The sequence below is a fragment of the Gammaproteobacteria bacterium genome (genome assembly GCA_013003425.1).
Lineage (GTDB): Bacteria > Pseudomonadota > Gammaproteobacteria > Steroidobacterales > JABDKV01 > JABDJB01.
This window is the reverse complement of the sequence record JABDJB010000056.1, coordinates 18,970-44,691: the sequence shown is the minus strand read 5'-3', so window position 1 is coordinate 44,691 and position 25,722 is coordinate 18,970. Positions and strand designations below refer to the sequence as shown.

Here is a 25,722-nt window from a genome sequence, read left to right as displayed (position 1 = left end):
TGTGGGGGCTACTTGGGCGGGAACAACTCCGCCAGGAAATTCTGCATTGCCAGCCAGCTGCGCTGATCGGCAGTCGCGTCATATACGGTACCGAAATCACGGTCGTTAGCGCCGGGATTGGTAAATGCGTGCATGGTGTTGCCATACGCCTGCAGCTGCCAGTCGGCACCCGCAGCGGTCAACTCCTGCGCCAGAGCGACAACCTGTTCGGGCGGTACCATGGGATCATCCCAACCGTGCAGCGCCAGCACTTTGGCCCTGATGCCCGCGGAAGGCTGCGGCGGCGCATTGAACAGGCCATGAAAACTGACCACGCCGGCAATATCAGCACCACTGCGCGCCAGGTCCAGCACACACAGACCACCAAAACAAAACCCGATCGCAGCGGCAGCGGCTGAGTCGACCCCTTCGAGCCTGCGTGCCGCCGCCAGCGCCGCGTCCATACCGACTACGATGCTGGCGCGATCTTCCACAAGCGGCGTCATCAGCGCCTGATTTTCCTCGGCCGAGCTGCCCCGCCGGCCCTTGCCATACAGGTCTGCCGCAAACCCGGCGTAACCGAGCCCGGCCAGGGCAACCGCCTTTTTGCGCTCCTGTTCACCCTGCCCACCCCAGGCATGCGCCACCAGAACCAGCGGTCGCGCAACACCCGGGTCTGCTGTGGCATAAAAGCCCTCCATGGTGCTGCCGCGGTTGTCATAGTCGATCGTCTCAGTGTGCACCGGCTACACCACCTCACTGGCTTCCGCGGCTGTTTCTGCCGGCCGCGAAGCAGGTTTTTCATATTCATCGACGGCTGCTGCAAGCTGCTCACGCACCTTTTTCGCCGCATCAATTTTTACCGGGCCAAAACCGCGTATCTCCATCGGCATCGCAGCAATAGCCGCCGCTGCGGCAAGTTTTTCGGTCGTCAGTCCTGCCAGCAGGCGCTCGACCAGCTGTTCGAACTCGACAATCAGCGCACGCTCCAGGCGCCGCTCGGCGGTATAGCCGAACAGGTCGAGCGGCGTACCGCGCAGTCCCTTCATGCGTGCCAGCATTCCCAGCAGCGGAGTCAGCCAGGGGCCAAACGCGCGCTTGCGTGGACGGCCGCGGGCATCGACACCCGGACTCAGCAGGGGTGGTGCCATGTGATAGTTGAGCTTGTAATCACCTTCAAACTGCTGCGCCACCTGCTCAGCAAAGCCGGTCCGGGTATGCAGCCGCCCTACTTCGTACTCATCCTTGTAAGCGAGCAGCTTGAAATAACTTCGCGCGACAGCCTCGCTCAACACGTCAGAACCGGCGACCAGCTCCTGCTCGGCGTTACGCACCCGGTCCACCAATGCCGTGTACTTGTCCGCCAGCCGCTTATCCTGGTAGTCCACCAAAAAACCTGCACGACGCTGTACTACCTGCATGAGCGTCTCGGCGGCGAAGTCCTGCGCCGGCGGTATCAGGCCCGCGACAAATTCCGGGTCGGCAGCAACCAGCCGTCCCCAGTTAAAAGCCGCCAGGTTGGTTTCGACTTTTACGCCGTTAAGTTCGATTGCGCGATGCAATGCATCCAGCGATACCGGGATAAGGCCTTTCTGCCATGCCATGCCCAGCGTGAGGACGTTGGCGTAAATGGTGTCGCCGAGCAGCTTGCCGGCAAGACGGTTGGCCGGAACCGTCGCCAGCTCCTTCACTGCCGCGCGCACCGCATCGACACGGTCGTCAGCCCGCAGCGAGGCATCCCGGTCCAGTACAAAGTCGGCGGTCGCCATCTCCGCCGTATTCATGACCGCGCGCGTTACCTTCTTCGAGTAGGCGACCGACGCACGCGGCGAAGAGCTCACTACCAGGTCGCAGCCAAGCAACGCGTCGGCGCGGCCACGTACGATGCGCACCTGGTTGAGTTTGGCCGGATCGTCGGCAATGCGCAGGAAGCACAGAACGGTGCCGAACTTCTGTGCAAAGCCCATAAAGTCGAGCACGCTTGCACCCTTGCCTTCGAGGTGCGCCGCCATGGCTATCATTGCTCCGACCGTAATGACGCCGGTACCGCCGACACCGGTCACCAGCAGATCGTAGGGCTCGGCCAGGTCCGGCTGCTGCGGTAGTGGCAGCGCTGCTACGCGATCGGCGATATCGTGCCCCGCCGGCGCAGGCCGGCGGCGCCTGCCACCTTCAACCGTGACAAAACTGGGGCAGAATCCATTGATACAGGAAAAGTCCTTGTTACAGGAGTTCTGGTCTATCTGCCGTTTGCGCCCGAATGCGGTCTCTTTTGGCACCACTGACAGGCAGTTCGATTCGACCGAACAATCGCCGCAACCTTCACAAACCAGGTCATTGATCACCACGTGACGCTTAACTTCCGGCGCCAGGCCACGCTTGCGCTTGCGCCGCGTCTCGGTCGCGCAGGCTTGCTCGTAGATCAGCACCGTCACACCGTCGATTTCACGCAGCTCGCGCTGCACCCGATCGAGTTCGCGGCGGTGATCAATCGTCACCCCGCGCGGAAAACTGCGCGCGCTGAACTTGTCCGGATTATCCGACAGCAGCGCAATGCGCTCGACGCCTTCCGCCCGAATCGAGTGAGCGATAGCCTGTACGCTTATCGGTCCGTCGATCGGTTGCCCGCCCGTCATCGCCACGGCGTCGTTGTACAGGATCTTGAAAGTTATATTGGTGTTGGCTGCTACTGCCTGGCGAATCGCCAGTGAGCCCGAATGATAAAGAGTGCCTTCACCAAGGTTCTGGAAAATATGGCGGCCGCCGTTGAACTTCGACTTGGCGACCCAGTTGACGCCTTCACCACCCATCTGGATCAGTGATTCGGTATCGCGGTCCATCCAGCTGGCCATGAAATGGCAGCCGATTCCGGCCAGGGCCTGAGACCCTTCCGGCACCTTCGTCGACGTGTTGTGCGGGCAGCCGGAACAAAAGTAAGGCATCCGGTTGGCGCCGGCTATCTTGATGACTTCCAGCGGTTCACGCGCCAGCGCGTCTGCACGCTCCGTCAGGTTCAGCCCCGGCAGTACCGCGTCGATACGTCGCGCCACGATCGGTGCCAGCTGGAGTGGTGACAGCTCGCCGACCCAGGGAATCAGTTTCCTGCCTAATTCGTCCTGCTTGCCGACCATGCGTTGCGGCTTGTGCCCGGGGTGGTCGTAAAAAGCTTCCTTGAACCAGCTTTCGATAATCCCGCGCTTTTCTTCGACCACCAGCACTTCTTCCTGCTGGCGCACGAAATCCAGCGCGCCGTTTTGCTCCAGCGGCCAAACCATGCCAACTTTGTAAACGTCCAGCCCGATACGCTTTGCTTCGGCTCTGTCGATATCGAGCAGGCGCAGGGCCTCCATCAGGTCCAGATGCCCTTTGCCTGTGGTGACGATGCCGTAACGGGCGTCGGGCACATCGAACACGCGGCGGTCGATCGGGTTGGCGCGGGCAAACGCCATGGCGGCTTCTTTTTTTGCCTCCAGGCGCTCCTCGATCTGCGGTCCGGGCAGGTCGGGCCAGCGGTAATGCAGGCCACCCGGCGGCGCGGTGAAGTCATCCGGTATCTCGAAACGCACGTCCTGCGGCAAGCTCAGCGACATCGCCGATTCGACCGTCTCCGAAATCGCCTTGAAACCCACCCAGCAACCGGAGAAGCGCGACAACGCGAAACCGTACAGACCGAAACTCAGGTATTCCTCGACGTTGGCCGGGTTGAGGTGTGGCATGAAAAAAGTAAGAAATGCGACATCCGACTGATGCGGCATGGACGATGACACCGCACCGTGATCGTCACCGGCGACAACCAGAACACCGCCGTGTGGTGAACTGCCATACGCGTTGCCGTGCTTCAGCGCATCGCCGGAGCGGTCGACACCCGGGCCTTTGCCATACCAGATACTGAATACGCCATCGACTTTGCGATACGGATCGGTTTCGACCTGTTGTGAACCGAGCACCGCGGTGGCCGCCAGATCTTCATTGACTGCCGGCAGGAACTCGATTTCGTTTTCGGCCAGAAGTTGCCCCGCCCGCCACAGCTCCAGGTCGTAAGAACCCAGCGGCGAGCCGCGATAGCCGCTGATAAAGCCGGCGGTATTGAGCCCGGCCTGGCGATCGAGCGCACGCTGCAGTAACGGCAACCGCACCAGCGCCTGCGTGCCGGTCAGGAAAACACGCCCGCTGTCACGCAGGTAGCGATCTTCCAGGCGATAGTCGTCGAGCTGCATTTTGCTAATCAGAGCACCGCGGTAATGGAGTCAGCCAGGTATTCAAGGTTGTCTTTACGCACGCCGGCGATATTGGCGCGGCTCGACCCAACCATATAAACGTGAAATTCCTCACGCAGCCTGTTGACCTGCGCCTCAGTCAGGCCCATCAGCGAAAACATCCCGGTCTGCTCGGCGATAAAGGAAAAACGTGAGCTACCGGTCCGTTGTGCCAGCGCGTCGGCCAGGGTGGCACGCAGCGAATTGATCCTGTCACGCATCTGTGCAAGCTCATCCAGCCACATCTGTCGCAATTGCTCATCACGCAAAATGGTATTGATGACGGCCGCACCGTGTGCCGGCGGCATGGAATAAACGGTACGGGTGACGTTGGCCAGGTGGCTGCCACAGGCAGCCGCAGCTTCCTTGTCGCGAGCGACGATGCTGGCGCTGCCAACACGGTCGCGGTAAACGCCGAAGTTCTTCGAACAGGAGGTCACCGTAATCGCCTCCGGCAACCGCTCGGCACAAAGCCTTGCACCATAGGCGTCGACGTCGATGCCGCGTGCAAAACCCTGGTACGCCATATCGATCCACGGCAACAGCTGCTTCTGCTCCAGCACATCCACCAGCGCGTCCCACTGGTCACGAGCAAGATCGGCCCCGGTCGGGTTATGGCAGCACCCGTGCAGCAGCACGACATCACCAGCCGATGCATTGGCCAGCGTAGTCAGCATGCCGTCGATATCGATGCCGTGCTTTTCCTTGTCGTAGTACGGGTAGACGCTGAATTTCAGCCCACCGCCCTGAATCAGCGGCCGATGGTTTGGCCAGGTCGGGCCGCTTACCCACACGACCGGTTCAGGATTGGCGCGTCGTAACACCTCCGCGACGATATGCAGCGCGCCGGAACCTCCGGTGGTCTGTACCGTTGCTACCCGGTCAGCTGCGATGGCCGGATGATCCGGGCCAAACACCAGGCTTTGCATCGCCTCGTTGAACTGCGGGTTGCCGGCCATACCTTCGTAGGTCTTGGTTTTCTGTTCATCGTGCACACGCTGCTCGGCTTCCCTGACCGCCCGCAACACCGGCGTGTTGCCCTGCTGGTCCTGGTAAACACCGGCAGCCAGGTCGACCTTGAGCTCCGCCGTGTCGCGACGAAAGGCGGCCATCGTTCCCAGTATCGGGTCATCGGGCAGGCGATCGAGTTTCTCCAGCATTTTGTTCCTTTGTTCAGCTCGCGCGCAGTTCGCGCATCTTGTCCGCAGTTGCGACCATCGTCAGCACATCGTACGCGGCAACCACTTCATCGTTCTGGTTGATCACTTCCGTATCCCAGCGCACTTCGCCGTAACCCTGGTCGGGGCGCAAGGTTTTCTGCTTGCAGGTCAGCCGCACCCTGATGCTGTCGCCGGGATTTACCGGCTGGGTAAAGCGCAGATCGTCGAGACCGTAGTTTGCCAGCACCGGGCCAAACGGCGCATCCACAAAAAGGCCGGCTGCCGCCGAAACCAGGAAATAACCATGTGCCACGCGGCCGTCAAAGAACGGATTACGGGCAGCGTCGGCCTCATTCATATGGGCGTAAAAGCGATCGCCGCTGAGATCGGCAAAACGCTCGATATCGGCCAGCGTTATTTCGCGTTCGGCGGTACGCAGCGTGTGGCCGATCTCCAGCTCTTCGAAGCTCAGCCGAAACGGGTGCGTCGACGGCTGCTTTTCGCGGCCGCCGCGTATCCAGCGATTGGTAATGGCCGCCAGCGTTGCCGGCGATCCCTGCAGGGCGCTGCGCTGCATGTAGTGCTTGACGCCCCGCACGCCACCCAACTCCTCACTGCCACCGGCCCGGCCGGGGCCGCCATGAACCAGGTGTGGCAGCGGTGAGCCATGACCGGTCGACTCGCCGGCGCAATCACGGTTTATCAGCACCAGCCGGCCGTGAAACGGCGCAAGCTCCAGCGCCAGCATGCGCGCCACGTCGTCGTCATAGGTGTAAATCGAACCGGCAAGGCTGCCGGCGCCGCGGTGCGCCAGCCAGGCTGCCTGCTCGAGGTCATCGTAGGGCAGCACGGTCGCGACCGGCCCGAAGGCCTCGACATCATGAGGCGCACTTGCGCCGACCGGGTTGTCACAATGCAGCAGCACCGGCGCAAAGAAGGCGCCCTTCTCCGCGTCGGCATCCAGTACCTCGCAGCGGCCAGGGTCACCAAACACGATCTCGCTTTCACCGGCCAGTTCAGCGACACGCTCACGAACCTCGTCGCGCTGCCCGGTGCTGGCCAGCGCGCCCATGTCGACTTCCTTGCTGGCGGGGTTACCAACCCGTACGGCGGCCAGCCGCTGCGCCAGCGTCTCAACCAGCGCCGCGGCCGATGCACGCGGCGCGATGATACGGCGGATTGCCGTACATTTCTGTCCGGCCTTGCTGGTGATCTCGCGCACGATTTCATCGATGTAGAGCCCGAACTCAGGAGTACCGGCAACTGCGTCCGTACCCAGCACTGCGCAATTCAGCGAATCAGTCTCAGCAGTAAAGCGCACCGAATTGGCGATGATGTTGGGATGCTGCCGCAACATGTCGGCAGTAGTTTTCGAACCGGTAAACGCAACGACATCCTGGCAATCGAGCATGCCGAGCAGGTCGCCGGTGCTGCCGCAAACCAGCTGTAATGCACCGGGCGGCAGGATATCCAGCTCGATAATCCGCCGCACCATGGCTTCGGTCAGGTAAGCGGTGCTGCTGGCCGGCTTTACGATTGCCGGCATGCCGGCCAGCAGGGCCGGCGCCAGTTTTTCCAGCATTCCCCAGCAGGGGAAGTTGAAGGCATTAATGTGCACGGCCACGCCGCGCAGTGGTGTATAGATATGCTGACCGACAAAAGTGCCGTTGCGCGAGACGATCTCCGGGGCACCATCACACAACACGTAATCATTGGGCAGCTCGCGGCGGCCCTTGCCGGAATAAACGAACAGCGTGGAGATGCCGCCGTCGATGTCGATCCACGAGTCGGCACGTGTCGCACCGGTCTGTGTGGACAGCTCGTAGAACTCCTTCTTGTGCTCCAGCAGCCCCTTGGCGAGCGCTTTTAGCATGTGCGCCCGCTGGTGAAAGGTGAGTGCCCGCAGGTTCGGGCTGCCAACCGTACGCGCGTGGCTGACCAGTTCGGAAAAATCCAGTCCGGCACTGCTGATCGAGGCGACCGGGTGACCGTCGACCGCGCTCACGAGCAGCCGGCCTGTATCGCTGCCATCGAGCCAGCGACCGGCCACATAAGACTGGAGCTTCATCTGTAAATACCTCTGGTAGCCGGGGCATGATAACCCGCGACCGACATGAAACAGTTTTATGGACTGCAAACGAATAAATGTATCATATTGGGCTACTCCCACCGCACGCGGACAACCCGGTATATGGCCACATCCGCCGCCAGACGCAATGGCGCCAACAGTTTCACCCAGGCGACAGCCGGGCTGATCAGCGCCTTCGGCGAACAACGCCCGATACGGGCCGGGTCGCTGCTGATCACAGTCTTCGGCGATTCAATCGCGCCCCATGGCGGCACGGTGTGGCTGGGCGCGCTGATCCGCGCGCTGGAGGGCTTCGGTATCAACCAGCGACTGGTACGCACCTCCGTATTCCGACTGGTACGGGACGGCTGGCTCAGCACCGAGCAGCTGGGCCGGCGCAGTTACTACAGTCTCACCGACGATGGCAGGCAGCGTTTCGCCGACGCAAGTCGGCGTATCTACAGCGCTCCGCTGACGGACTGGTCCGGCCAGTGGACTTTTGTGCTGTTGTCCGGCCTGGATGCGACCAGCCGCGAGGACGCACGCAAATCGCTGCGCTGGCTCGGTTTTGCCCCGTTTTCGGCCAACCTGATGGCCCACCCGGCACCGGATGCCGATGCAGTCGATTCGCAGCTGGGAAAAAGTCGCGAGCAGGCGGTTGTGATGCAGACAACGATCGACATGGCACGCGAGCGCGGGTTTGCGCCGCTGCTGCAGGCAGCCTGGCAGCTGGACCAGCTGGGCGAACGCTATCGCGCATTGCTGGAACAGTTTCGCCCGGTGTACCAATCAGCGCGCCGGCGGCGGCAACTCGATCCGGAGCGTGCATTCCAGGTTCGCACGCTGCTGGTGCACGAGTATCGCAAGATACTGCTGCGCGATCCGCAGCTGCCCGAAGCTTTGCTGCCGGCACAGTGGCCGGGGCTGGCCGCCTACCAGCTGTGCCGTAACCTCTACCGGCTGGTGGCACCGGCAACTGAAACTTACCTGGTCGAGAACATGGAAACCGCCGACGGCCCGCTGCCGCCGGCAGAACCGCAATACCTGCAACGATTTGGTGGACTGGACAACACCCGGGGAACCCGCAGATGACTTACGAAACAATCGAATTGCGCCTAACCGATGGCTATGCAGAGCTGACGCTGAACCGGCCGGACGCACTCAACAGCTTCAATACCGCGATGCACGCAGAGGTAAAGGACGCTTTGGCGCGGGTCGAACATGACGACGAAATTCGCGCGTTGTTGCTGACTGGCGCCGGTCGCGGGTTTTGCGCCGGCCAGGACCTGTCCGACCGGCAGGTCAACAAGGGTGATGACCCGGTCGACCTGGGTCATACGCTGGACACCTTGTACAACCCGCTGGTACGCAAGCTGGCATCACTGCCGCTGCCGGTGGTGTGCGCCGTGAACGGTGTCGCAGCCGGCGCCGGGGCCAATATCGCGCTGGCCTGCGACATCGTGCTGGCAGCAAGGTCAGCCAGGTTTATCCAGGCGTTCTGCAAGATCGGCCTGCTGCCGGACTCCGGCGGTACCTGGATACTGCCGCGACTGGTCGGTCGCGCACGCGCCGCGGCGCTCGCCTTTCTCGGCGAACCGTTGTCCGCCAGTGACGCTGCTGACTGGGGCCTTATATATCGCGCCGTCGACGACGAGCAACTGCTACCACAAGCGCGCGAGATGTGCGCGCATTTTGCCACCCAGCCAACCCTGGGGCTGGCCGGTATCAAGCAGGCACTGCGTGCCAGCTGGGCCAATGATTTTGACCAGCAGCTCGAGCTGGAACGCGACCTGCAGCAAAAACTGGGGCGCAGCGCAGATTATCGCGAGGGCGTCGCCGCATTTCTGGAAAAACGCCAGCCCACATTCAGGGGGCGATGAAATGACAGACGATCTGGAACTGGCACGCGCCTGTGCCGCGCACATGTTTGCCGATGACCGCGCATCGCAGGAACTCGGTATCGCGATCGATATTCCTGCCGCCGGCAGCGCGACCGCTACCATGTCGGTAACGCCGACCATGATCAACGGCCACGACGTTTGCCACGGCGGCTACCTGTTCACGCTTGCCGACACCGCGTTTGCCTTCGCCTGCAACGGGTATAACCAGGTGTCGGTGGCGGCCGGTGCATCGATCGAGTACCTCGCACCGGTGCGCGCCGGCGACCGGCTGACCGCCCGTGCCATCGAACGTCACCGCGGCCGCCGCAGCGGTACCTACGATGTGGAGGTCCACAATCAGCAGCAGCGGCTGGTCGCGGTTTTTCGCGGACGTGCCGCGGCGCTGGGACGGCCATTGCTGCCTGACCCGACATGATACAGAAATGATTGAATACCCTGATTTTCTGTGCCATATTTCTCTGCTGACCTGCCGGAGGCGCCACCATGTACACCCAGGGCCTGGACCAGAAACCCGCTGCCGAACAACAGGCTGAAAGTCCTGAACAGCTCGAGCAGTTCCAGCGCCGCATCGACGCGGAAGAGAAGATCGAGCCGAAGGACTGGATGCCGGCCGCCTACCGCAAGACGCTCATACGGCAAATCTCGCAGCATGCCCACTCGGAAATCGTCGGCATGCTGCCGGAAGGCAACTGGATCAGCCGCGCGCCGACCCTGCGCCGCAAGGCCATACTGCTGGCCAAGGTACAGGACGAAGCCGGGCATGGTCTTTACCTGTACAGCGCCTGCGAGACGCTGGGAATTTCCCGCGACGAACTGGTCGATCAGTTACTGACCGGCAAGGCAAAGTACTCCAGCATCTTCAATTACCCGACGCTGACCTGGGCTGATATCGGCGCCATCGGCTGGCTGGTCGATGGCGCGGCCATCATGAACCAGATCCCTTTGTGTCGCTGCTCCTACGGGCCGTATGCGCGCGCGATGGTGCGTGTCTGCAAGGAAGAGAGTTTTCACCAGCGCCAGGGTTTCGAGATCATGCTCACCCTGTGTCGTGGCAACGACGAGCAGAAACGCATGGCACAAAATGCGCTTGATCGCTGGTGGTGGCCCTCGCTGATGATGTTTGGCCCTGGTGATACTGATTCGAAGCACAGTGCGCAGTCGATGGCGTGGAAGATAAAACGCTTTACAAACGACGAACTGCGGCAGAAGTTTGTGGACGTAACCGTGCCGCAGGCGGAACACCTTGGCCTGCAGATGCCAGACCCGGACCTGAAATGGAACGAGCAACGTGGCCATTACGATTTCGGCGTAATTGACTGGCAGGAGTTCTACGACGTATTGAAAGGCAATGGCCCGTGCAACCGCGAACGGCTTGGCGCACGCAATGCGGCCCACAACAACGGCGCCTGGGTACGCGAGGCGGCCCGCGCCTATGCACAGAAACAGCGTGACCGGCGTCGCGCCGCCTGAGGTATCCGGATGAGCAAGCAAGACTGGCCACTTTACGAAATTTTTATTCGCTCACGCGCGGGCCTGAGTCATCGTCATGTCGGCAGCCTGCACGCAGCCGACCCGCAGATGGCGCTGGATCATGCACGCGATCTCTATACGCGCCGCGGTGAAGGCGTCAGCATCTGGGCGGTGGAATCGCGCGATATTGTTGCTTCCGACCCGGCTGAAGCCGCCGCGCTGTTCGAACCGGCCGAAGACAAGATCTACCGGCACCCGACGTTTTACGAAGTTCCTGATGGCGTGGAAAACCTGTGAGCACAAACCAGGACAAGGAAATGCTGCTGGCACACCTGCTGCGCCTCGGTGATAACGCGCTGGTGCTGGGACAGCAGCTTGGCGATTGGGTCGGGCACGGTCCGGAGCTGGAAGAAGAAATGGCAATGGCCAATTTTGCGCTTGACTACATCGGTCAGGCGCGGATGTTCTACAGCTATGCCGGCGAAGTGGAAGGCAGGGGTCGCAGCGAGGACGACATTGCCTTTCTTCGTGACTGCATCGACTTTCGCAATGTATTGCTGGTCGAGCAGCCCAACGGTGATTTTGCACAGACGATCGGCCGTCACTTCCTGTTTGAAAGCTACTATCTTCTTTACCTTGAGCAGCTGACGCAGTCAGCTGACCAGCGGCTGGCAGAAATGGCCGCACGGATGGAAAAGGAAATCCGGTACCACCTGCGTCACGCGCAGCGCTGGGTGATACGCCTGGGTGACGGCACCGACGAAAGCCACGGTCGCATGCAGCACGCCATAGACGAATTGTGGCGCTACACCGGAGAACTGTTCGAGACCGATGCGGTTGACGAATGGGCTATTTCTCGTGATATCGGACCGGATCCGTCTGCACTGGCCGAACCGTGGCGCGAACAGGTTGCCGCAACGCTGACCGAAGCTACCATCAACCTGCCGGAAGACGGCTGGATGGCCAGCGGCGGGCGCGCCGGCCGGCATGGCGAGCACCTCGGCTACCTGCTTGCCGACATGCAGTTCCTGCAGCGTGCCTATCCCGGCCTCAGCTGGTAATGAGCGCAGCAGCGAATGCGGGCGAACAGCGCATCTGGCAGTTGCTGGCCGACGTACCCGACCCGGAAATCCCGGTGTTGAGCGTTGTCGATCTGGGTATTGTGCGCTGGGTACGGGCTGATGAACCGCAGGTAACAGTAGGCGTTGCACCAACCTATACAGGCTGCCCCGCCACCGAAGTCATTGCCGCCAGTATCGTGGCTCACCTGCGGCAACACGGCATCGAGCCACAGATCGAGCCGGTTTTGTCGCCGCCGTGGACTACCGACTGGATCAGCGCCGCGGGCCGGGAGAAACTTGCGCAGTACGGTATCGCACCGCCGGCCGGCAGCAGCAAGGCTGCACTGACTGGCGAGGACCTGGCCATTGCCTGCCCGCGCTGCGAGAGCACGACGACCAGCAAGGTCAGTGAATTTGGCTCAACGCCGTGCAAGGCGTCATACAAGTGCGGCGATTGCCTCGAACCTTTCGAATACTTCAAGTGCATCTGAGTTAACCATGCTGCAATTTCATCCGGCGACGATCGTCGAAAAGCACAATGAGACTGACGACTCGGTGCTGCTTACTCTCGAAGTAGCTGCTGAATTCGCGGACGAGTATCGCTACAGCCAGGGCCAGCATCTGCCGGTGCGCGCCACCATCGATGGCAATGAACTGCGCCGCACCTATTCGATTTGCTCCAGCGTCAGCGACGCCACGCTGCGGCTGGGCATACGCATACAGGGAAAGGTTTCCGGCTACCTCGCGGAGCAACTCGAGGTTGGCGATACCCTCGAAGTCATGCCGCCGACCGGCCATTTCCAGACTCCGGTCGATCCGCAGCAGCAGAAAACCTATGCGGCTTTCGTGGCCGGCAGCGGCATCACGCCAATCCTGTCGATTGCCAAAACAGCACTGGAAACCGAACCGGACAGCCGTTTTTTTATCTTTTATGGCAATCGCAAGCGTTCTTCGACCATGTTTATTGAAGAACTCTGCGCGCTTAAGAACAATTATCCGGAGCGGCTGGCGCTGCACTTCATCATGAGCCAGGAAGAAAACGAAATACCACTTTATTCAGGTCGCGTCGACGGTGTCAGAGTCAAGCTGCTACACCAGGCATTTCTCGCGGAGACCCGACCTGACGATATTTTCGTTTGTGGACCCAATCCAATGATTGACGACGTGACAGATTCATTGATCGAACTCGGCTACGATGCTGAACGCATTCATTCCGAGCGATTCCGGCCGAACCAGCCAGACAGCGTGCCGGCACAACCCGATAGGGCACCGCCACCGGACGGCGTCCGTGTTACCGTGGTGATGGATGGCAACCGCCAGACTTTCGCCATGGAGGATGCGGAGCAGACTCTGCTGGATGCGGCGCTGGATCTGGACATCGACCTGCCCTATTCGTGCATGGGCGGTGTGTGCTCGACCTGCCGCACGAAGCTGGTCAAAGGCAAAGTCAATATGGAAGTCAATTCCGCGCTGGAGGACTGGGAACTGGAAGAAGGCTACGTGCTGACCTGCCAGTCGCGGCCGGAATCCGACGAAATCGAACTCGATTACGACCAGGCCTGAACCATGACAGTGAGCCTGCAACGTCACGGCAAGATTGCCGTTATCAGTGTCGACAACCCGCCGGTTAATGCACTGTCACATGCGGTACGTACCGGCGTTGTCAACGCGCTGGCCGAGGTTGCAATTGACGACTCGCTGTCAGCCGCAGTACTCCTGTGCGCAGGGCGTACATTCTTTGCCGGTGCCGACATACGCGAGTTTGGCAAGCCAATGCTTGACCCGTCGCTGCGCGACATGCTGGCGCAGCTGGATGCATTCCCGAAGCTCACAGTTGCAGCGATACACGGCACCGCGCTCGGCGGCGGCCTGGAGACCGCATTGTGCTGCAACTACAGAATCATCGCTGCCAATGCGAGCGTTGGACTGCCGGAATCAAACCTCGGATTACTGCCCGGCGCCGGTGGGACACAGCGCCTGCCACGGCTGGCCGGGGCAGAAAAGTCGCTGGATATCATGATCCAGGGCAAGCCGGTGCCTGCGGCGACCGCACTGGCACTGAACATCGTCGATCGCATTGCAGACAATGCATCTTTGCAGCAGGCCGCCGTTAGCTATGCCCGGGAACTGCTCGCAGCCACATTAGCGCCACGCCGCACAAGCAAGCTGCCTGCGCCAGATGTTGAGCCGGGCTTTTTTGCCGGCTATCGCAAGAAAATTGCCCGGCGCACTCGCGGCTTCGAGGCGCCGGAGCGAATCGTCCAGTGCGTCGAGGCAGCAACACAACTGTCTTTCGACGACGGCATGGCGCGGGAACGCGACCTGTTTATCGAGTGCATGGAGTCACCACAGTCGGCCGCAATGCGCTACCTGTTTTTTGCCGAGCGCGCCGTGGCAAAAGTCCCCGGCATCGATAAAAAGACGGCCCCGCGAAACATCGAGACCGTTGGTGTAATCGGCGCCGGCACCATGGGCGCCGGCATCGCGCTGGCCTGCATGAACGCAGGTCTGCCGGTTATCCTGCTCGACAACGACGCCGCCGGACTGCAGCGTGGCGTCGGGACTATCGAAAAACTGCTCGACGGCATGGTCAGCAAGGGCCGTATCGACTCGAGCACGCGCACGCAGCGGTTTGAACTGCTGCATACCGCCACGGAATATGCCTCGCTGGCTGACTGCGACCTGGTCATCGAGGCGGTGTTCGAGAGCATGGCGATCAAGGAGCAGGTATTTGCCGCCCTGGACAGCGCCTGCAAACCCGGGGCGATCCTGGCCAGCAACACCTCGACGCTGGATATCGACCGAATTGCTGCGGCCACCGGACGGCCCGCAGACGTAATCGGTCTGCACTTTTTCAGCCCGGCCAACATCATGCGCCTGCTGGAGATTGTCCGCGGTCGCCAGACCAGTGATGAGATTATCGTTTCAGCGCTGCGTTTCGCACGGCAGATCAGCAAACTCGGTGTGGTTGTCGGCAACTGCTTTGGTTTTGTCGGCAACCGCATGCTTTACGGCTACGGCCGCGAGAGCCAGTTGCTGCTGCTGGAGGGCGCGACGCCGCAACAAATAGACAAGGCGCTGACGGATTTTGGCATGGCGATGGGGCCCAACGCAGTCGGTGACCTGGCCGGTCTTGATGTCGGCTACAAGGTGCGGCAGGAACGCACCGACCTGCCGGACGACCCACGTTATTACCGTGTTGCCGACCTGTTGGCCGAAATGGGCCGTTACGGGCAAAAAACGGGCGCCGGCACCTATCGTTATGAACAAGGCTCACGCACGCCAATTCCCGATCCGGTTGTCGGTGAGCTTATCGAAGCAGAGGCCGTGCGACTTGGTGTCGCGCGCCGCCAGATCAGTGATGATGAGATCGTCGGGCGCTGCATATATGCGCTGGTGATCGAAGGGGCAACGCTGCTGGAAGAGAAGATCGCGGCCCGCCCCGGCGATATCGATGCGATCTGGGCAAATGGCTACGGTTTTCCACGTTACCGCGGCGGACCGATGTTCTATGCCGACACCGTGGGACTCGCTGCCGTGATCAGCACTATCAAATCGTTTGCTGGCACGCACGGCGAGTCTTACTGGCCCGTGCCACCGTTGCTGGAGAAACTTGCCGCCGAAGGCCGGTGTTTCTCGGACCTGCAGGAATAAAAAATGAATGATGCTTTTATCTGCGATGCAGTACGCACGCCGATCGGACGCTATGGCGGCGCGCTTGCAGCTGTTCGTGCCGATGATCTTGCCGCTATCCCGATCCGCGCGCTGCAGCAGCGCAACCCCGGTCTGGACACCACGGCGATTGACGATGTGTTGCTGGGTTGTGCCAACCAGGCCGGCGAGGACAATCGCAACGTCGCGCGGATGGCTGCCCTGCTCGGTGGACTGCCAGTCAGCGCTCCGGGCGCAACGCTGAACCGGCTTTGTGGTTCCGGCATGGATGCCGCCGCAATGGCGGCGCGCATGATCCGGACCGGAGAAGCGGACCTGGTTATCGCCGGTGGCGTTGAATCGATGTCGCGCGCGCCGTTTGTCCTTGCCAAGGCCGCAAGTCCATACAGCCGCAAGGCCGAAATGTATGACACGACGATGGGCTGGCGCTTTGTAAACCCGCTGCTAAAACAGCAGTACGGTGTCGACTCGATGCCGGAAACCGGTGAGAACGTTGCGGCCGAATTCAGTATCAGCCGCACCGACCAGGATGCCTTCGCCCTGCGCAGCCAGAAAAAAACCGCTGCGGCCGTGCGCAACGGGTTTTTCGAACGGGAAATTGTGCCGGTTGAAATTGCCCAGCGGAAAGGCGACCCGGTCATTGTCAGCTCGGATGAACACCCGCGCCCGGACACCACACTGGAAAAGCTGGCACGGCTGGCGACCCCGTTTCGCAAAGACGGCACGATCACCGCCGGCAATGCATCCGGCGTCAATGATGGTGCCTGCGCCATGATTATCGCGTCCGCAACAGCAGCCAAACAACACAAGCTGGAACCGCTGGCACGAATAGTGACCACGGCGGTTGTGGGAGTAGAGCCTCGCATCATGGGTATCGGACCGGCGCCGGCCAGCCGCAAGGCGCTGAAACGGGCCGGTCTCGACCTGGAACAAATGGATGTTGTTGAACTGAACGAAGCCTTTGCCTCGCAGGCGCTGGCCGTATTGCGCCAGCTCGGCATCGACGACGATGCCGCACACGTCAATCCGAACGGCGGCGCCATAGCCCTCGGGCATCCGCTGGGGATGTCGGGAGCACGGTTGCTGGCGACTGCCTGCTATCAGCTGAACCAGTCAGGCGGCCGTTTTGCTCTTTGCACCATGTGTATCGGCGTCGGCCAGGGCATCGCCACGATTATCGAAAGGGCCTGAGCATGAATGTTGACCAGTACAAAGCTTCCTTTCCGTCATTACGATTTTCCGATCGCGGTGACCGCATCCTGGAAATAATCTTGTCCAGCGAAGGGCGGCTGAATGCTGCCGATGCCGGCATGCATGGTGAGCTGGCCGGCGTCTGGCGCATGATCGACGCCGACAGCAACGTCAATGCGGTGCTGGTACGTGGCGACGGCAAGGCTTTTTCTTCCGGCGGCGATTTTGAACTCATCCAGTCAATGATCGATGACGACAAGACACTCGCGCGAGTCTGGAAAGAAGCGCGCGACCTGGTCTACAACCTGGTCAACTGTTCCAAGCCGGTCGTGTCTGCGATTCATGGTCCAGCTGTAGGCGCCGGGCTGGCGGTGGCGCTGCTGGCCGACGTTTCTGTTGCTGCACGCAGCGCGAAAATTCTCGATGGCCACACCCGGCTTGGCGTCGCTGCCGGAGATCATGCGGTGCTGGTCTGGCCGCTGTTGTGCGGCATGGCAAAGGCAAAATACTACCTGCTGACAAACCAGCCACTGGACGGCGCCGAGGCCGAACGCATTGGCCTGGTTTCGCTGTGCGTTGACGATGAACAGCTGTCCGACCGCGCCCTGGAAGTGGCCCGGCAGCTGGCACAGGCCAGCCCTGGCGCCGTGCGCTGGACCAAGTACGCGCTGAACAACTGGCTGCGCAGCGCCGGCCCGGCGTTCGATGCATCGCTCGCGCTGGAATTCATGGGCTTTCGCCAGCCCGATATTCGTGAAGGCCTCGCCGCCGCACGCGACAAGCGCAAGCCGGATTTCGACCCCGACTCGCCGCTCTGATTGCGGCGGGGGAGAAGACGGTGTTTCTTGTCAGCGACTGCGGTCCTCCGCTCGGAGCTGACAAGGAATAGCGTCTAGCAGGCCCGCCGCTAAGCCCCGTCGCAGGCAGTCGCGGCTGAAGCCGCTTCCACAAGCTGGCCCGATTTGAGCTAGGCATGGCTGCTGAGCGAGATTAAGCCGGAAAAGAGTCGCGGCTGGAAGCCGCTCCCACGAGACATCCTCGCAAGTAGTCGCGGCTGGAAGCCGCTCCCACGGGATGCCGCCCCCACAGGTCAGGAGTCCTGGATAATCACGACGGCCTGCCCGGGACGCAGCCTTTCACCGCCACGAATTACAACCCGGTCGCCATTCACGACATCGCCCCTGACTTCGATGCGTGAACCATTGCCCATGCCGGTCTGCACCGGCACCTGTTGCACCGTGTTGTCTTCATTGACCTTGTACAGGTAGGTGGCGTTCTCGCGCAGGATCAGCGCGTCGCGCGGCACCGCTACAACGACGGTCGGCTCACTCTGCGGAAGCTCCACCCGTACCGCCGAGCCGATAATCCAGCCAGCCCCATCGAGCGCGACCCGCACCTCGACCATTCGGGAGCGTTCGTCGCCGACACCGACAACGGACCGGATCTCGGTTTGCGTTTTGCCCCGATCGTCGCGTATCGCCACACCCATACCATCTGCGAGGTAGCGTGCCACCGCGACCGGCGCCTGCACCCTGATCTCGATATTCTCTGTATCAACCAGACGAACAACGACGCCACCAGGTGTTGTGTACTCACCGACGCTGGCGCTGCGCTCGATTACCCGCCCGTTGAACGGCGCAGTGATTTTTGTCTGGCCAATCTGGTACAGCGTCTGGTCACGCTGCACCTGGGCGCGGATGATGTCCTGGTTGGCCATCTCGATTTGCGAGCGCAACTCATCGATCTGGTTTCGTGTTACGTCACTCTTTTGCGCCAGCCGCTCGAATCTTTCCAGCTGGGCCTGCAGGTATTCCGCATTGGCCCGCAATCGGCGAATGTTTGCGTTGTTTTCGCGCAGCTGCAGCTGTAGCGGCCGATCCTCTATTGCCGCGATGACATCACCGCGCGCAACCTGCGTACCTACCTCCGCTACGTCGGTAAGACGGCCGGCGATTTCCGCCGAAATGCGCGCATCATTGCGGCTGACGACGGTGCCGGGCGCCAGAAAGACCGACGCCATGGCCTCTTCTGTCGCGGTGTCGATGCTGACCGATGGTGCCGGCCGGCCCTGGGCACCGGCCAGATCGACCAAAACGGTCGCCAGCACAATTGCGAAAACTGCCACTCTCATTCGATAACTCTCGTCTGTGGTGTCGCTGCTGTCGCCAGACCACTGGCCAACACCGGGTCGGGTTTACGCTCACCGACCCGCAGCAGCGTCGGTAACAACAGCAGAGTAAAAACCGTACTGACCAGCATACCGCCCACAATGACCGCAGCAAGCCCGCGATAGATTACGCTACCGGCACCAGCTACCAGCACCAACGGCAACATGCCAAAAATACTGGTCAGCGTACTCATGAAAATCGGCCGCATGCGCACGCGCAGTGCCTGGTTGATCGCTTCGCGGCGATGAAGGCCCTCGCGCTCGGCCGAACGCGTCTGGTGCACAAGCAGAATCGCGTTATTAACCACCAGCCCCATCAGGATTATGAAACCAATCATCGTCAGCAGATCCATCGGCTGGAAACTGATCAGGTTCAGCAGGCGAATGGCAATGACGCCACCAACCGTGGCCAGCGGCAGGGCCATGAGCACCATGATGCTGTCACGTATCGAACGAAACAGTGCGCTCATCAGCAGGAACAGCACGATGATGGCCAGGCCAAAATTCTCGACCATGTTTGATACAGCGTTCTTCAGCGCATCCGCACTGCCGCCATAGCGGATACCGCCATCAGCCGGCAGCATCTCGCGCAGCTTCGGCTCGACGTCGGCACGCAGGATTGCAATGCCCTCCTCCAGCGACATACCTTCCGGCGGCGTCACGTTAAGCGCCACGGTGCGGCGCCGGTCTATGCGAAAGATCTGGTTTGGTCCCACGGTACGCTCGATCCGGACCATCTGCCCCAGCGGGATCACCCCGTTGGCTGTCATCAACGGCACCGCCTCCAGTTCCTCCGGATTACTCCATTTCTCGGCGCGCAGAATAATGTCCATGCGTTTTTCGCCGTCGAAATGTTCGCCGATCCAGATACCGTCGCCGAGCGCCCGCACCACATTCGACATCGTCTCGCGGGTCCATCCGGCCTCATTGATCCTGTCGTCGTTCGGGATCAGCCGCAATTCCGGCTCGGCCATCTCGGTGCCGGGCCAGGGCTGCACCTGCGCCTCGGGCATCACCTCGGCAAGTATGTCCATACCTTCACGCGCAGCACTCATCAGCGCAGCCGTGTCGGAAGACTGCATTTGCAGCGAAATATTTCGGCCACCGCCAAAACCGCCAAACAGGTTCCCCTGCATCACGAATGCTGAAGTATCCGGCAGGCCGGCGGTTACCTCCTCGCGGATAATTTTTTCCAGCTCCTTGACGCGCGACTGGTCCTTGACCCGCGCCCCGATAGTGCCGCCATTACCCCAGAAGATAATGTAGTAATTCTTCAGCGCCGGCTCTTCACGACCTGACATGTAAGGCTCCAGCCGGTCGACCATCTTGCGAAAGATCTCATTTTCGATAACTTCGGCATTGGCACCAGGCGGAAAGCGAAAGAACCCGTCAATCGCATCGCGCTTGACCGGCGGCAGGTAATCCAGCTTCGGCATTAGCATGACGGTTGTCAGTATCGGTACACCCATCAGCACCGCGATAGTCAGGTAGCGGCGCGCCGGCACATCCGTCAGGCGCGTAATCGCATCGGACATGCGTGACCACATGGCTGCATGCCGGTCGGGTATAGGTTCGTTACGCAGCCACTTCGCCGCCGCCGTTGGCAGCACGGTGACGGCAACCAGCAGCGAAATGGATACTGCAATCGCAATAGTCAGCGCCAGATCAGCAAAAAGCTGACCCTCTACGTCTTTGAGAAAAATCACCGGCAGGAATATCGCAACCGTCGTTGCCGTCGATGCCAGCAGCGCCCCCCACACCTGGGATGTTCCCTCAGCGGCGGCATCGTCGGCACTGCGCCCTGCTTCGCGCAACCTGACTATGTTCTCCAGCACGACAATTGCCGCATCGAGCACCATACCGACCGCGAATGCCAGGCCGGCCAGCGATATGACGTTCAGCGTTCGCCCGGTCAGGTACAGCACCACAAAGGTCGAAAGCAGGGAGATAGGTATCGCCGTAGCGACGAGCAGCGTGGCACGACCCTGACGCAGGAACCACCACAGCACGCCGATAGCCAGCAGGATGCCAATACCGAGATTACTGGTAACCAGCGAGATTGCCCGGTAAATAAACACCGATGCATCGAAAGACTGGTGAATCGACAGGCCCATTGGCTGTAGCTGTTCTTCGCGAACCTGCGCCACAACTTTTTTGACCTCATTGAGCGTCTGCAATGCGTTGGCGCCAGACTCCCGAAATATTTCCACACCCATTGCCGGGTTGCCGTTTTGCACCGTAAATCCGGTGCGGTCACCGCGACTGAGGGCGATATCGGCAATATCGCCAAGCCGCACCGGCCGGCCATCACGCCAGTCGAGGATTAGCTCCGACAGTTGCTCTGGCGAATAGCGCCCGGCAAAACGCAGGGTGTACTGGCGTCGTCCGACATCGACGAAACCGCCGGATACGTCATTCGCGCGGCCGGCAACGGCTGCGACCTGGGGTATCGGGATGGCAAGCTCGGCGGCGCGGTACGGGTCAAAGACAATTTGCAGCTGTTGCTGCTGTCCGGCGTGAACGATTACGCCGGCAACACCCGGTATGGTCTCCAGTCGTGGCTTGAGTATTTCCTCGATAGTGCGCTGGTATTCCTCAACCGGCCCGGCGGTGCCCGGCAGCAGCTGCACAAAAAACCAGGTAAGGGTTTCGTTTGCACCACCGCCGCCACGACCTCCGCCGAGATTTACCTGCGGTGGATTGGCGTCACGTGGCAGTGGCTGCAGCCGGTTCAGACGACTGATAACGTCAATCAGCGTCTTCTGCATATCGGTGCCGAGACCGAAGGTCAGGTTTATCCAGGCATCACCCTTGTTGGCGCCGGCGTTGAGCTCTTTCAACCCCGGCAGCCCCTGCAGCACTTCCTCGAGCGGCTCGACAATCTCCGATTCGACTTCGCGCGGAGAAGCTGCACGCCAGCCTGTATTGATCGAGATTTGCGGCTCGTCGATGTTCGGAAACAGCTGGATCGGCAGTTTGCTCAGGCTGAACAGGCCGAAAAACAGGATGATCGCGACGACCACGCCGATACCGGCAGGGTTGCGAATCGAATTAAGTGTCAGGCTCACCCGGGCAACTCCCCATGGTTGCTGCTGCCAAAACCAGACTCTGTCCAGCCCTGCTTTCAGGACGCATTATTCTCTCGACTGCATCCCGACCGCAAAGTTCTCTGCAAATAGATGCGCCAGAGCGGCAAATGGTTGCACAACGCACCTGCAGCATCGGGTGCAGCCGCGAATAATTGTCGAAACAGGTCCGCCCTGGCTGCAGGAGCGAAGCCGCAAATGGCTCAGCAATCTGCGACCACAGCGCCCGCAGACCGGCACAAAAAAAACGGCCGCCCGGGTAAGGCGGCCGCGTCAACTTGCTATCGAAAGGGTCCTGGCAACTGCACACCGTTTCGGTCTGGGGTTCGGTGCGCAGTGCTCTCCGGATCGGGAACGGGCGTAATTACACCGAAGCAGCGCAATCGCCGCTGTGAACCCGGTCACGGTTTCCAGCCAAATGTGTAAATCTGCAAACTCAACGGTTAAATCAGCAGCCAGGCTGTTGCCATAATAATAAGTGCCGAATAGACCCCGGCCGCCAGGTCGTCTACCACGACTCCCCACCCCGCCGGCAGCTCTTCCAAAAGTTTCATGGGCCAGGGTTTTGATATATCGAAGAGCCGGAAAAGAATGAAGGCCGCGACTAATGCGGCGTGGGCCAATGGCTCAGTGTCAAACAGGATAATCGCCGCCAACGCGGGTAAAGACACGCCGGCTGTTTCGTCTGCTACGACCTCGGCGGCATCCTTGCGGCCAAATCGCTTTTCGGCATAGTCACCCCAGACTACACAGGCGGCTGTAGAGGCAATCGCGAATGCCACTAACACCAGGGCGATATTCAAGCGATCAAGCTGCAGCCAGACCAGAATCGACGCAACGATTACGGGTGGCAGGCTGCCCCAGGTGCCTGGCGCCGGACGCAAAAACCCGAGCCCGCCGCTGGTTAACGCAATCGTCGGTATATCAAAAGGCCGGAATGAAGCCCGCGCTGCGTTCTTGTGCTCAATCATGAAGCACTGCCCCCGGCGCGTTTGTCGACAGGCCATATATCAAACCACCTGCAGCGCCGGCTGCAGCCTGGATCATCAGGCCACCCGTCGTGCGCGCCGCAGCAACCGGGGTTATATCCAGCGCAAGTTTCAAACCGGCATGTACGGCAATAACGGCAACGGCGCCGGCCAACACGTACAGGGCAACACGCCAGCCTTCAAACCAGCGGTTGATCCAGCCTGTCACAACAAATGCCAGCAGCAGACCCAGTGCCAGCAGCGGCAGAAAACTGGTTGCCATGCCGATCAGGTCATGACCGGTAGCAGAGAGGCGATGGTCGAGCGTGATGCGTATACCCATTTCCCGCAGTCGCATCAGTACGGATTGCGTAGCGGCGGACGCCGCCAGCACATAGGTTACAAACAACGCCAGCAGGAAAACTGTTACCCTACGCGCCACGTATATTACTGCCTGCCCCACCCCGGAAATACTAGGCTAGCAGGAGACACCGCTTGACGCGACCACTGTTTGTTTTTGTTGCCTCGCTGTTCTTTGGGCATGCCCTCGCACAGCAATATGAGCTGGAAACGGTCGCCGACGATCTCGACGAACCGTGGTGCGTCGCATTCCTGCCAAATGGCGACTATCTCGTCACCGAAATGAGCGGCCGACTCGTGCGTCTCGATGCCACCGGTAAAAGCCGGGCTTCTATCAGCGGTGTCCCGGAAGTCTACCGAGCCTCGCAGGGCGGGCTTTTCGATGTCGCGCTGCATCCTGATTTCGCGGCAAACCAGACCCTCTATCTTTCGTATGCGGAAGGCCCGGCACGCAAAAACGCCACCACGGTGGCACGCGCCAGGCTGGACGGCGAGCAGCTGGCCGATGTCAAAGTTATCTACAGCGTCAGCCCGCGCAAAGACACACCGGTTCACTACGGTGGCCGCCTCTTGTTCCTGCCCGACGGGACGCTGCTGCTGACAACCGGCGACGGCTTTGACTACCGCGAGGCCGCCCAGGACATAAAGAGTGGCCTGGGCAAGGTTATCCGCATGAACGACGACGGCACGCCGGCAGCAAATAACCCGCTTGCCAAGGCGCCGCATGTCTACAGCTACGGTCACCGCAACCCGCAGGGTCTGGCAATCACGCAAGCCGGAAGAGTCTATCTGCACGAACACGGCCCGCGCGGCGGCGACGAACTCAACCTGCTCGAAGCCGGCGTCAACTACGGCTGGCCGGCAATAACTCATGGCGTCGATTACAGCGGCGCCCTGGTATCGCCATTTACTGAATGGAAAGGCATGGCCCAGCCGCTGCATCACTGGACGCCGTCCATCGCGCCGTCCGGGCTGGCGGTTTATGAAGGCGCAGATTTTCCTGATTGGCGCGGCGACCTTTTTGTCGGCGCGCTGGTACACCGTGAAGTCCGGCGTCTCGATATGAAAGACGGCAAGTTTGTTGGCGAGGAAGCCGTGTTCCCGGAAATCCGTGCGCGCATACGCGACATCCGCATCAGCCCGGCTGACACTATTCATATACTCACCGATGGTTCGCCGGGCCGGCTGATCAGGGTTGTGCCTGCCGCCGGCGATTGAAGACTTCGATGCTGCACTGGCCGGTGATCCTTGCTGCGCTACTCGCGCTGTCGGGCTGCAGCACCAGACCCTCACTTCTGCAGCTTGAAGGCCAGGCGCTGGGCACCACCTGGTCGGTGCAGACGCAAGATTCGCCGCCCGGCATCACGCCCGAGGCTTTGCGACGCGAAATCGACAGCGCGCTGGCACAGGTTGACGAGGCAATGTCGACCTGGCGCGATGATTCGAGCCTGGTTCACTTCAATAACAACACCACCACCGAATGGGTCGACGTGCCGCGCTCGCTTGCGCTGGTTGTTGCCGAAGCGCTGCGCATCAGCGAACTGAGTGGCGGCGCATTCGACGTCACCGTCAACCCGCTGGTCGAGCTGTGGGGATTTGGTGCGGCTGATCGCCGCGGTACACCCCCGGACGCTGCCGCTGTTGCAGCTACGTTACAGAAGATCGGCTACCGCAACATCGAGGTTGGCTTTGATCCACCACAGCTGCGCAAGACTGAAGCAGAGCTGTCCATTGACCTGTCGGCAATCGCCAAGGGCTATGCCGTCGACCAGCTTGCAGCAACGCTGGAACACGTCGGCAGCAACAACTACCTCGTTGAAATAGGCGGTGAGCTGGTTGGCCGCGGCCTGAACGCCGACGGCGTGCCATGGCGCATCGCCGTCGAGCGACCGGATGCGGGTGCTCGCGATGTGCAGCAGGTCATCGAGCTGCGTGATCGCGCTCTGGCCACTTCCGGCGACTACCGCAATTACTTCGAGTCAGACGGGCAGCGTTTTTCCCATACGATCGATCCGCGCAGTGGCGCGCCAGTCACGCATAAGCTTGCCTCGGTGACGGTGCTGGCCGGCACCGCCATGCGCGCCGACGCACTGGCAACTGCGCTGCTGGTGCTGGGGCCGCAGGCTGGTATGGAACTGGCCGACAGCAACGACATAGCAGCCATTTTTGTTACCCGGGAAGCGGACGGATTTGGTGTGCAAAACTCTGCTGCAATGCAGTGTTATCTCGAGGCGGGTGGTCTTCAGCCCGCCGGGCGCGCAGTCCCCGGGCCGGCCGCGATGTGACATATTCAACCGCACGTTGAAATTCCGCAGCTTACGCCGGCGGAACCGGCGGCGACTGGAAAACCCCGCGTTGCCGGCCTAAAGTAGTCAACACAAAA

The 25,722-nt window shown here is 61.0% G+C and carries 19 protein-coding genes and 1 pseudogene; 12 read left to right on the top strand and 8 right to left on the bottom strand.

Going from position 1 to position 25,722, the window contains the following annotated elements:
• Nucleotides 1-8 precede the first annotated feature (8 nt).
• Genes HKN06_08385 through paaZ form a run of 4 tightly spaced genes read right to left on the bottom strand, consistent with a single transcriptional unit; the run spans nt 9 to nt 7,463 of the window.
• The gene (locus HKN06_08385) at nt 9-680 is read right to left on the bottom strand and encodes a prolyl oligopeptidase family serine peptidase (GenBank protein ID NNF61331.1); all 672 of its coding nucleotides are present in this window, start codon (nt 678-680) and stop codon (nt 9-11) included.
• Nucleotides 681-725: 45 nt separating this feature from the next.
• Nucleotides 726-4,196: an indolepyruvate ferredoxin oxidoreductase family protein gene (locus HKN06_08380; GenBank protein NNF61330.1), complete on the bottom strand. Its 3,471-nt coding sequence runs from the start codon at nt 4,194-4,196 to the stop codon at nt 726-728.
• Between the two features lie 8 nt (nt 4,197-4,204).
• Nucleotides 4,205-5,395 carry an aspartate/tyrosine/aromatic aminotransferase gene (locus HKN06_08375; protein NNF61329.1) on the bottom strand — a complete coding sequence of 397 codons (1,191 nt, stop codon included), beginning with the start codon at nt 5,393-5,395 and terminating at the stop codon, nt 4,205-4,207.
• A 13-nt stretch (nt 5,396-5,408) separates the two neighbouring features.
• The gene (paaZ, locus tag HKN06_08370; GenBank protein NNF61328.1) at nt 5,409-7,463 is read right to left on the bottom strand and encodes a phenylacetic acid degradation bifunctional protein PaaZ; all 2,055 of its coding nucleotides are present in this window, start codon (nt 7,461-7,463) and stop codon (nt 5,409-5,411) included.
• A 123-nt stretch (nt 7,464-7,586) separates the two neighbouring features.
• Between paaZ and paaX the strand changes: the two genes are divergently transcribed.
• The 10 genes and pseudogenes from paaX (at nt 7,587) to HKN06_08320 (ending at nt 17,576) form a co-directional block, all read left to right on the top strand.
• Nucleotides 7,587-8,555, top strand: coding sequence for a phenylacetic acid degradation operon negative regulatory protein PaaX (gene paaX, locus HKN06_08365; GenBank protein ID NNF61327.1), 969 nt, complete (start codon nt 7,587-7,589; stop codon nt 8,553-8,555).
• Complete coding sequence (locus tag HKN06_08360; protein NNF61326.1) at nt 8,552-9,343, top strand: 2-(1,2-epoxy-1,2-dihydrophenyl)acetyl-CoA isomerase; 792 nt, start codon at nt 8,552-8,554, stop codon at nt 9,341-9,343. Before paaX ends, HKN06_08360 begins: the two co-directional genes overlap by 4 nt.
• A 1-nt stretch (nt 9,344) precedes the next feature.
• Nucleotides 9,345-9,779: a hydroxyphenylacetyl-CoA thioesterase PaaI gene (paaI, locus tag HKN06_08355; protein NNF61325.1), complete on the top strand. Its 435-nt coding sequence runs from the start codon at nt 9,345-9,347 to the stop codon at nt 9,777-9,779.
• A 68-nt stretch (nt 9,780-9,847) separates the two neighbouring features.
• Nucleotides 9,848-10,834: a 1,2-phenylacetyl-CoA epoxidase subunit A gene (gene paaA / locus HKN06_08350; protein NNF61324.1), complete on the top strand. Its 987-nt coding sequence runs from the start codon at nt 9,848-9,850 to the stop codon at nt 10,832-10,834.
• 9 nt (nt 10,835-10,843) lie between these two features.
• On the top strand, nt 10,844-11,131 hold the full coding sequence (paaB, locus tag HKN06_08345) for a 1,2-phenylacetyl-CoA epoxidase subunit B (GenBank protein ID NNF61323.1): 288 nt from the start codon (nt 10,844-10,846) through the stop codon (nt 11,129-11,131).
• Nucleotides 11,128-11,895, top strand: a complete 768-nt coding sequence (paaC, locus tag HKN06_08340) for a phenylacetate-CoA oxygenase subunit PaaC (GenBank protein ID NNF61322.1) — start codon at nt 11,128-11,130, stop codon at nt 11,893-11,895. The genes paaB and paaC overlap by 4 nt, the downstream gene beginning before the upstream one ends.
• Nucleotides 11,895-12,386, top strand: coding sequence for a phenylacetate-CoA oxygenase subunit PaaJ (gene paaJ, locus HKN06_08335; protein NNF61321.1), 492 nt, complete (start codon nt 11,895-11,897; stop codon nt 12,384-12,386). The genes paaC and paaJ overlap by 1 nt, the downstream gene beginning before the upstream one ends.
• A 7-nt stretch (nt 12,387-12,393) precedes the next feature.
• Nucleotides 12,394-13,458, top strand: coding sequence for a 2Fe-2S iron-sulfur cluster binding domain-containing protein (locus HKN06_08330; GenBank protein NNF61320.1), 1,065 nt, complete (start codon nt 12,394-12,396; stop codon nt 13,456-13,458).
• Nucleotides 13,459-13,461: 3 nt separating this feature from the next.
• Nucleotides 13,462-16,758, top strand: a pseudogene (gene pcaF, locus HKN06_08325) (3-oxoadipyl-CoA thiolase).
• 2 nt (nt 16,759-16,760) lie between these two features.
• Nucleotides 16,761-17,576 (top strand): enoyl-CoA hydratase/isomerase family protein, encoded by an 816-nt coding sequence (locus tag HKN06_08320; protein NNF61319.1) that lies wholly within the window; start codon nt 16,761-16,763, stop codon nt 17,574-17,576.
• A gap of 272 nt (nt 17,577-17,848) precedes the next feature.
• Here HKN06_08320 and HKN06_08315 read toward each other — a convergent pair whose 3' ends face one another.
• The 4 genes from HKN06_08315 to HKN06_08300 all read right to left on the bottom strand — a co-directional run bounded on the left by HKN06_08315 (nt 17,849) and on the right by HKN06_08300 (nt 23,421).
• Entirely contained in the window at nt 17,849-18,889 is a 1,041-nt protein-coding gene (locus HKN06_08315) for an efflux RND transporter periplasmic adaptor subunit (GenBank protein NNF61318.1), read from the bottom strand.
• Complete coding sequence (locus HKN06_08310) at nt 18,886-21,993, bottom strand: efflux RND transporter permease subunit (GenBank protein ID NNF61317.1); 3,108 nt, start codon at nt 21,991-21,993, stop codon at nt 18,886-18,888. Before HKN06_08310 ends, HKN06_08315 begins: the two co-directional genes overlap by 4 nt.
• A gap of 461 nt (nt 21,994-22,454) precedes the next feature.
• On the bottom strand, nt 22,455-22,982 hold the full coding sequence (locus HKN06_08305; GenBank protein NNF61316.1) for a phosphatidylglycerophosphatase A: 528 nt from the start codon (nt 22,980-22,982) through the stop codon (nt 22,455-22,457).
• Nucleotides 22,975-23,421 (bottom strand): hypothetical protein, encoded by a 447-nt coding sequence (locus HKN06_08300; GenBank protein NNF61315.1) that lies wholly within the window; start codon nt 23,419-23,421, stop codon nt 22,975-22,977. The genes HKN06_08305 and HKN06_08300 overlap by 8 nt, the downstream gene beginning before the upstream one ends.
• 53 nt (nt 23,422-23,474) lie before the next feature.
• Here HKN06_08300 and HKN06_08295 point away from each other — a divergent pair, with 53 nt between their 5' ends.
• Complete coding sequence (locus HKN06_08295; GenBank protein ID NNF61314.1) at nt 23,475-24,557, top strand: PQQ-dependent sugar dehydrogenase; 1,083 nt, start codon at nt 23,475-23,477, stop codon at nt 24,555-24,557.
• An 8-nt stretch (nt 24,558-24,565) separates the two neighbouring features.
• On the top strand, nt 24,566-25,624 hold the full coding sequence (locus HKN06_08290; protein NNF61313.1) for an FAD:protein FMN transferase: 1,059 nt from the start codon (nt 24,566-24,568) through the stop codon (nt 25,622-25,624).
• Nucleotides 25,625-25,722 lie beyond the last annotated feature (98 nt).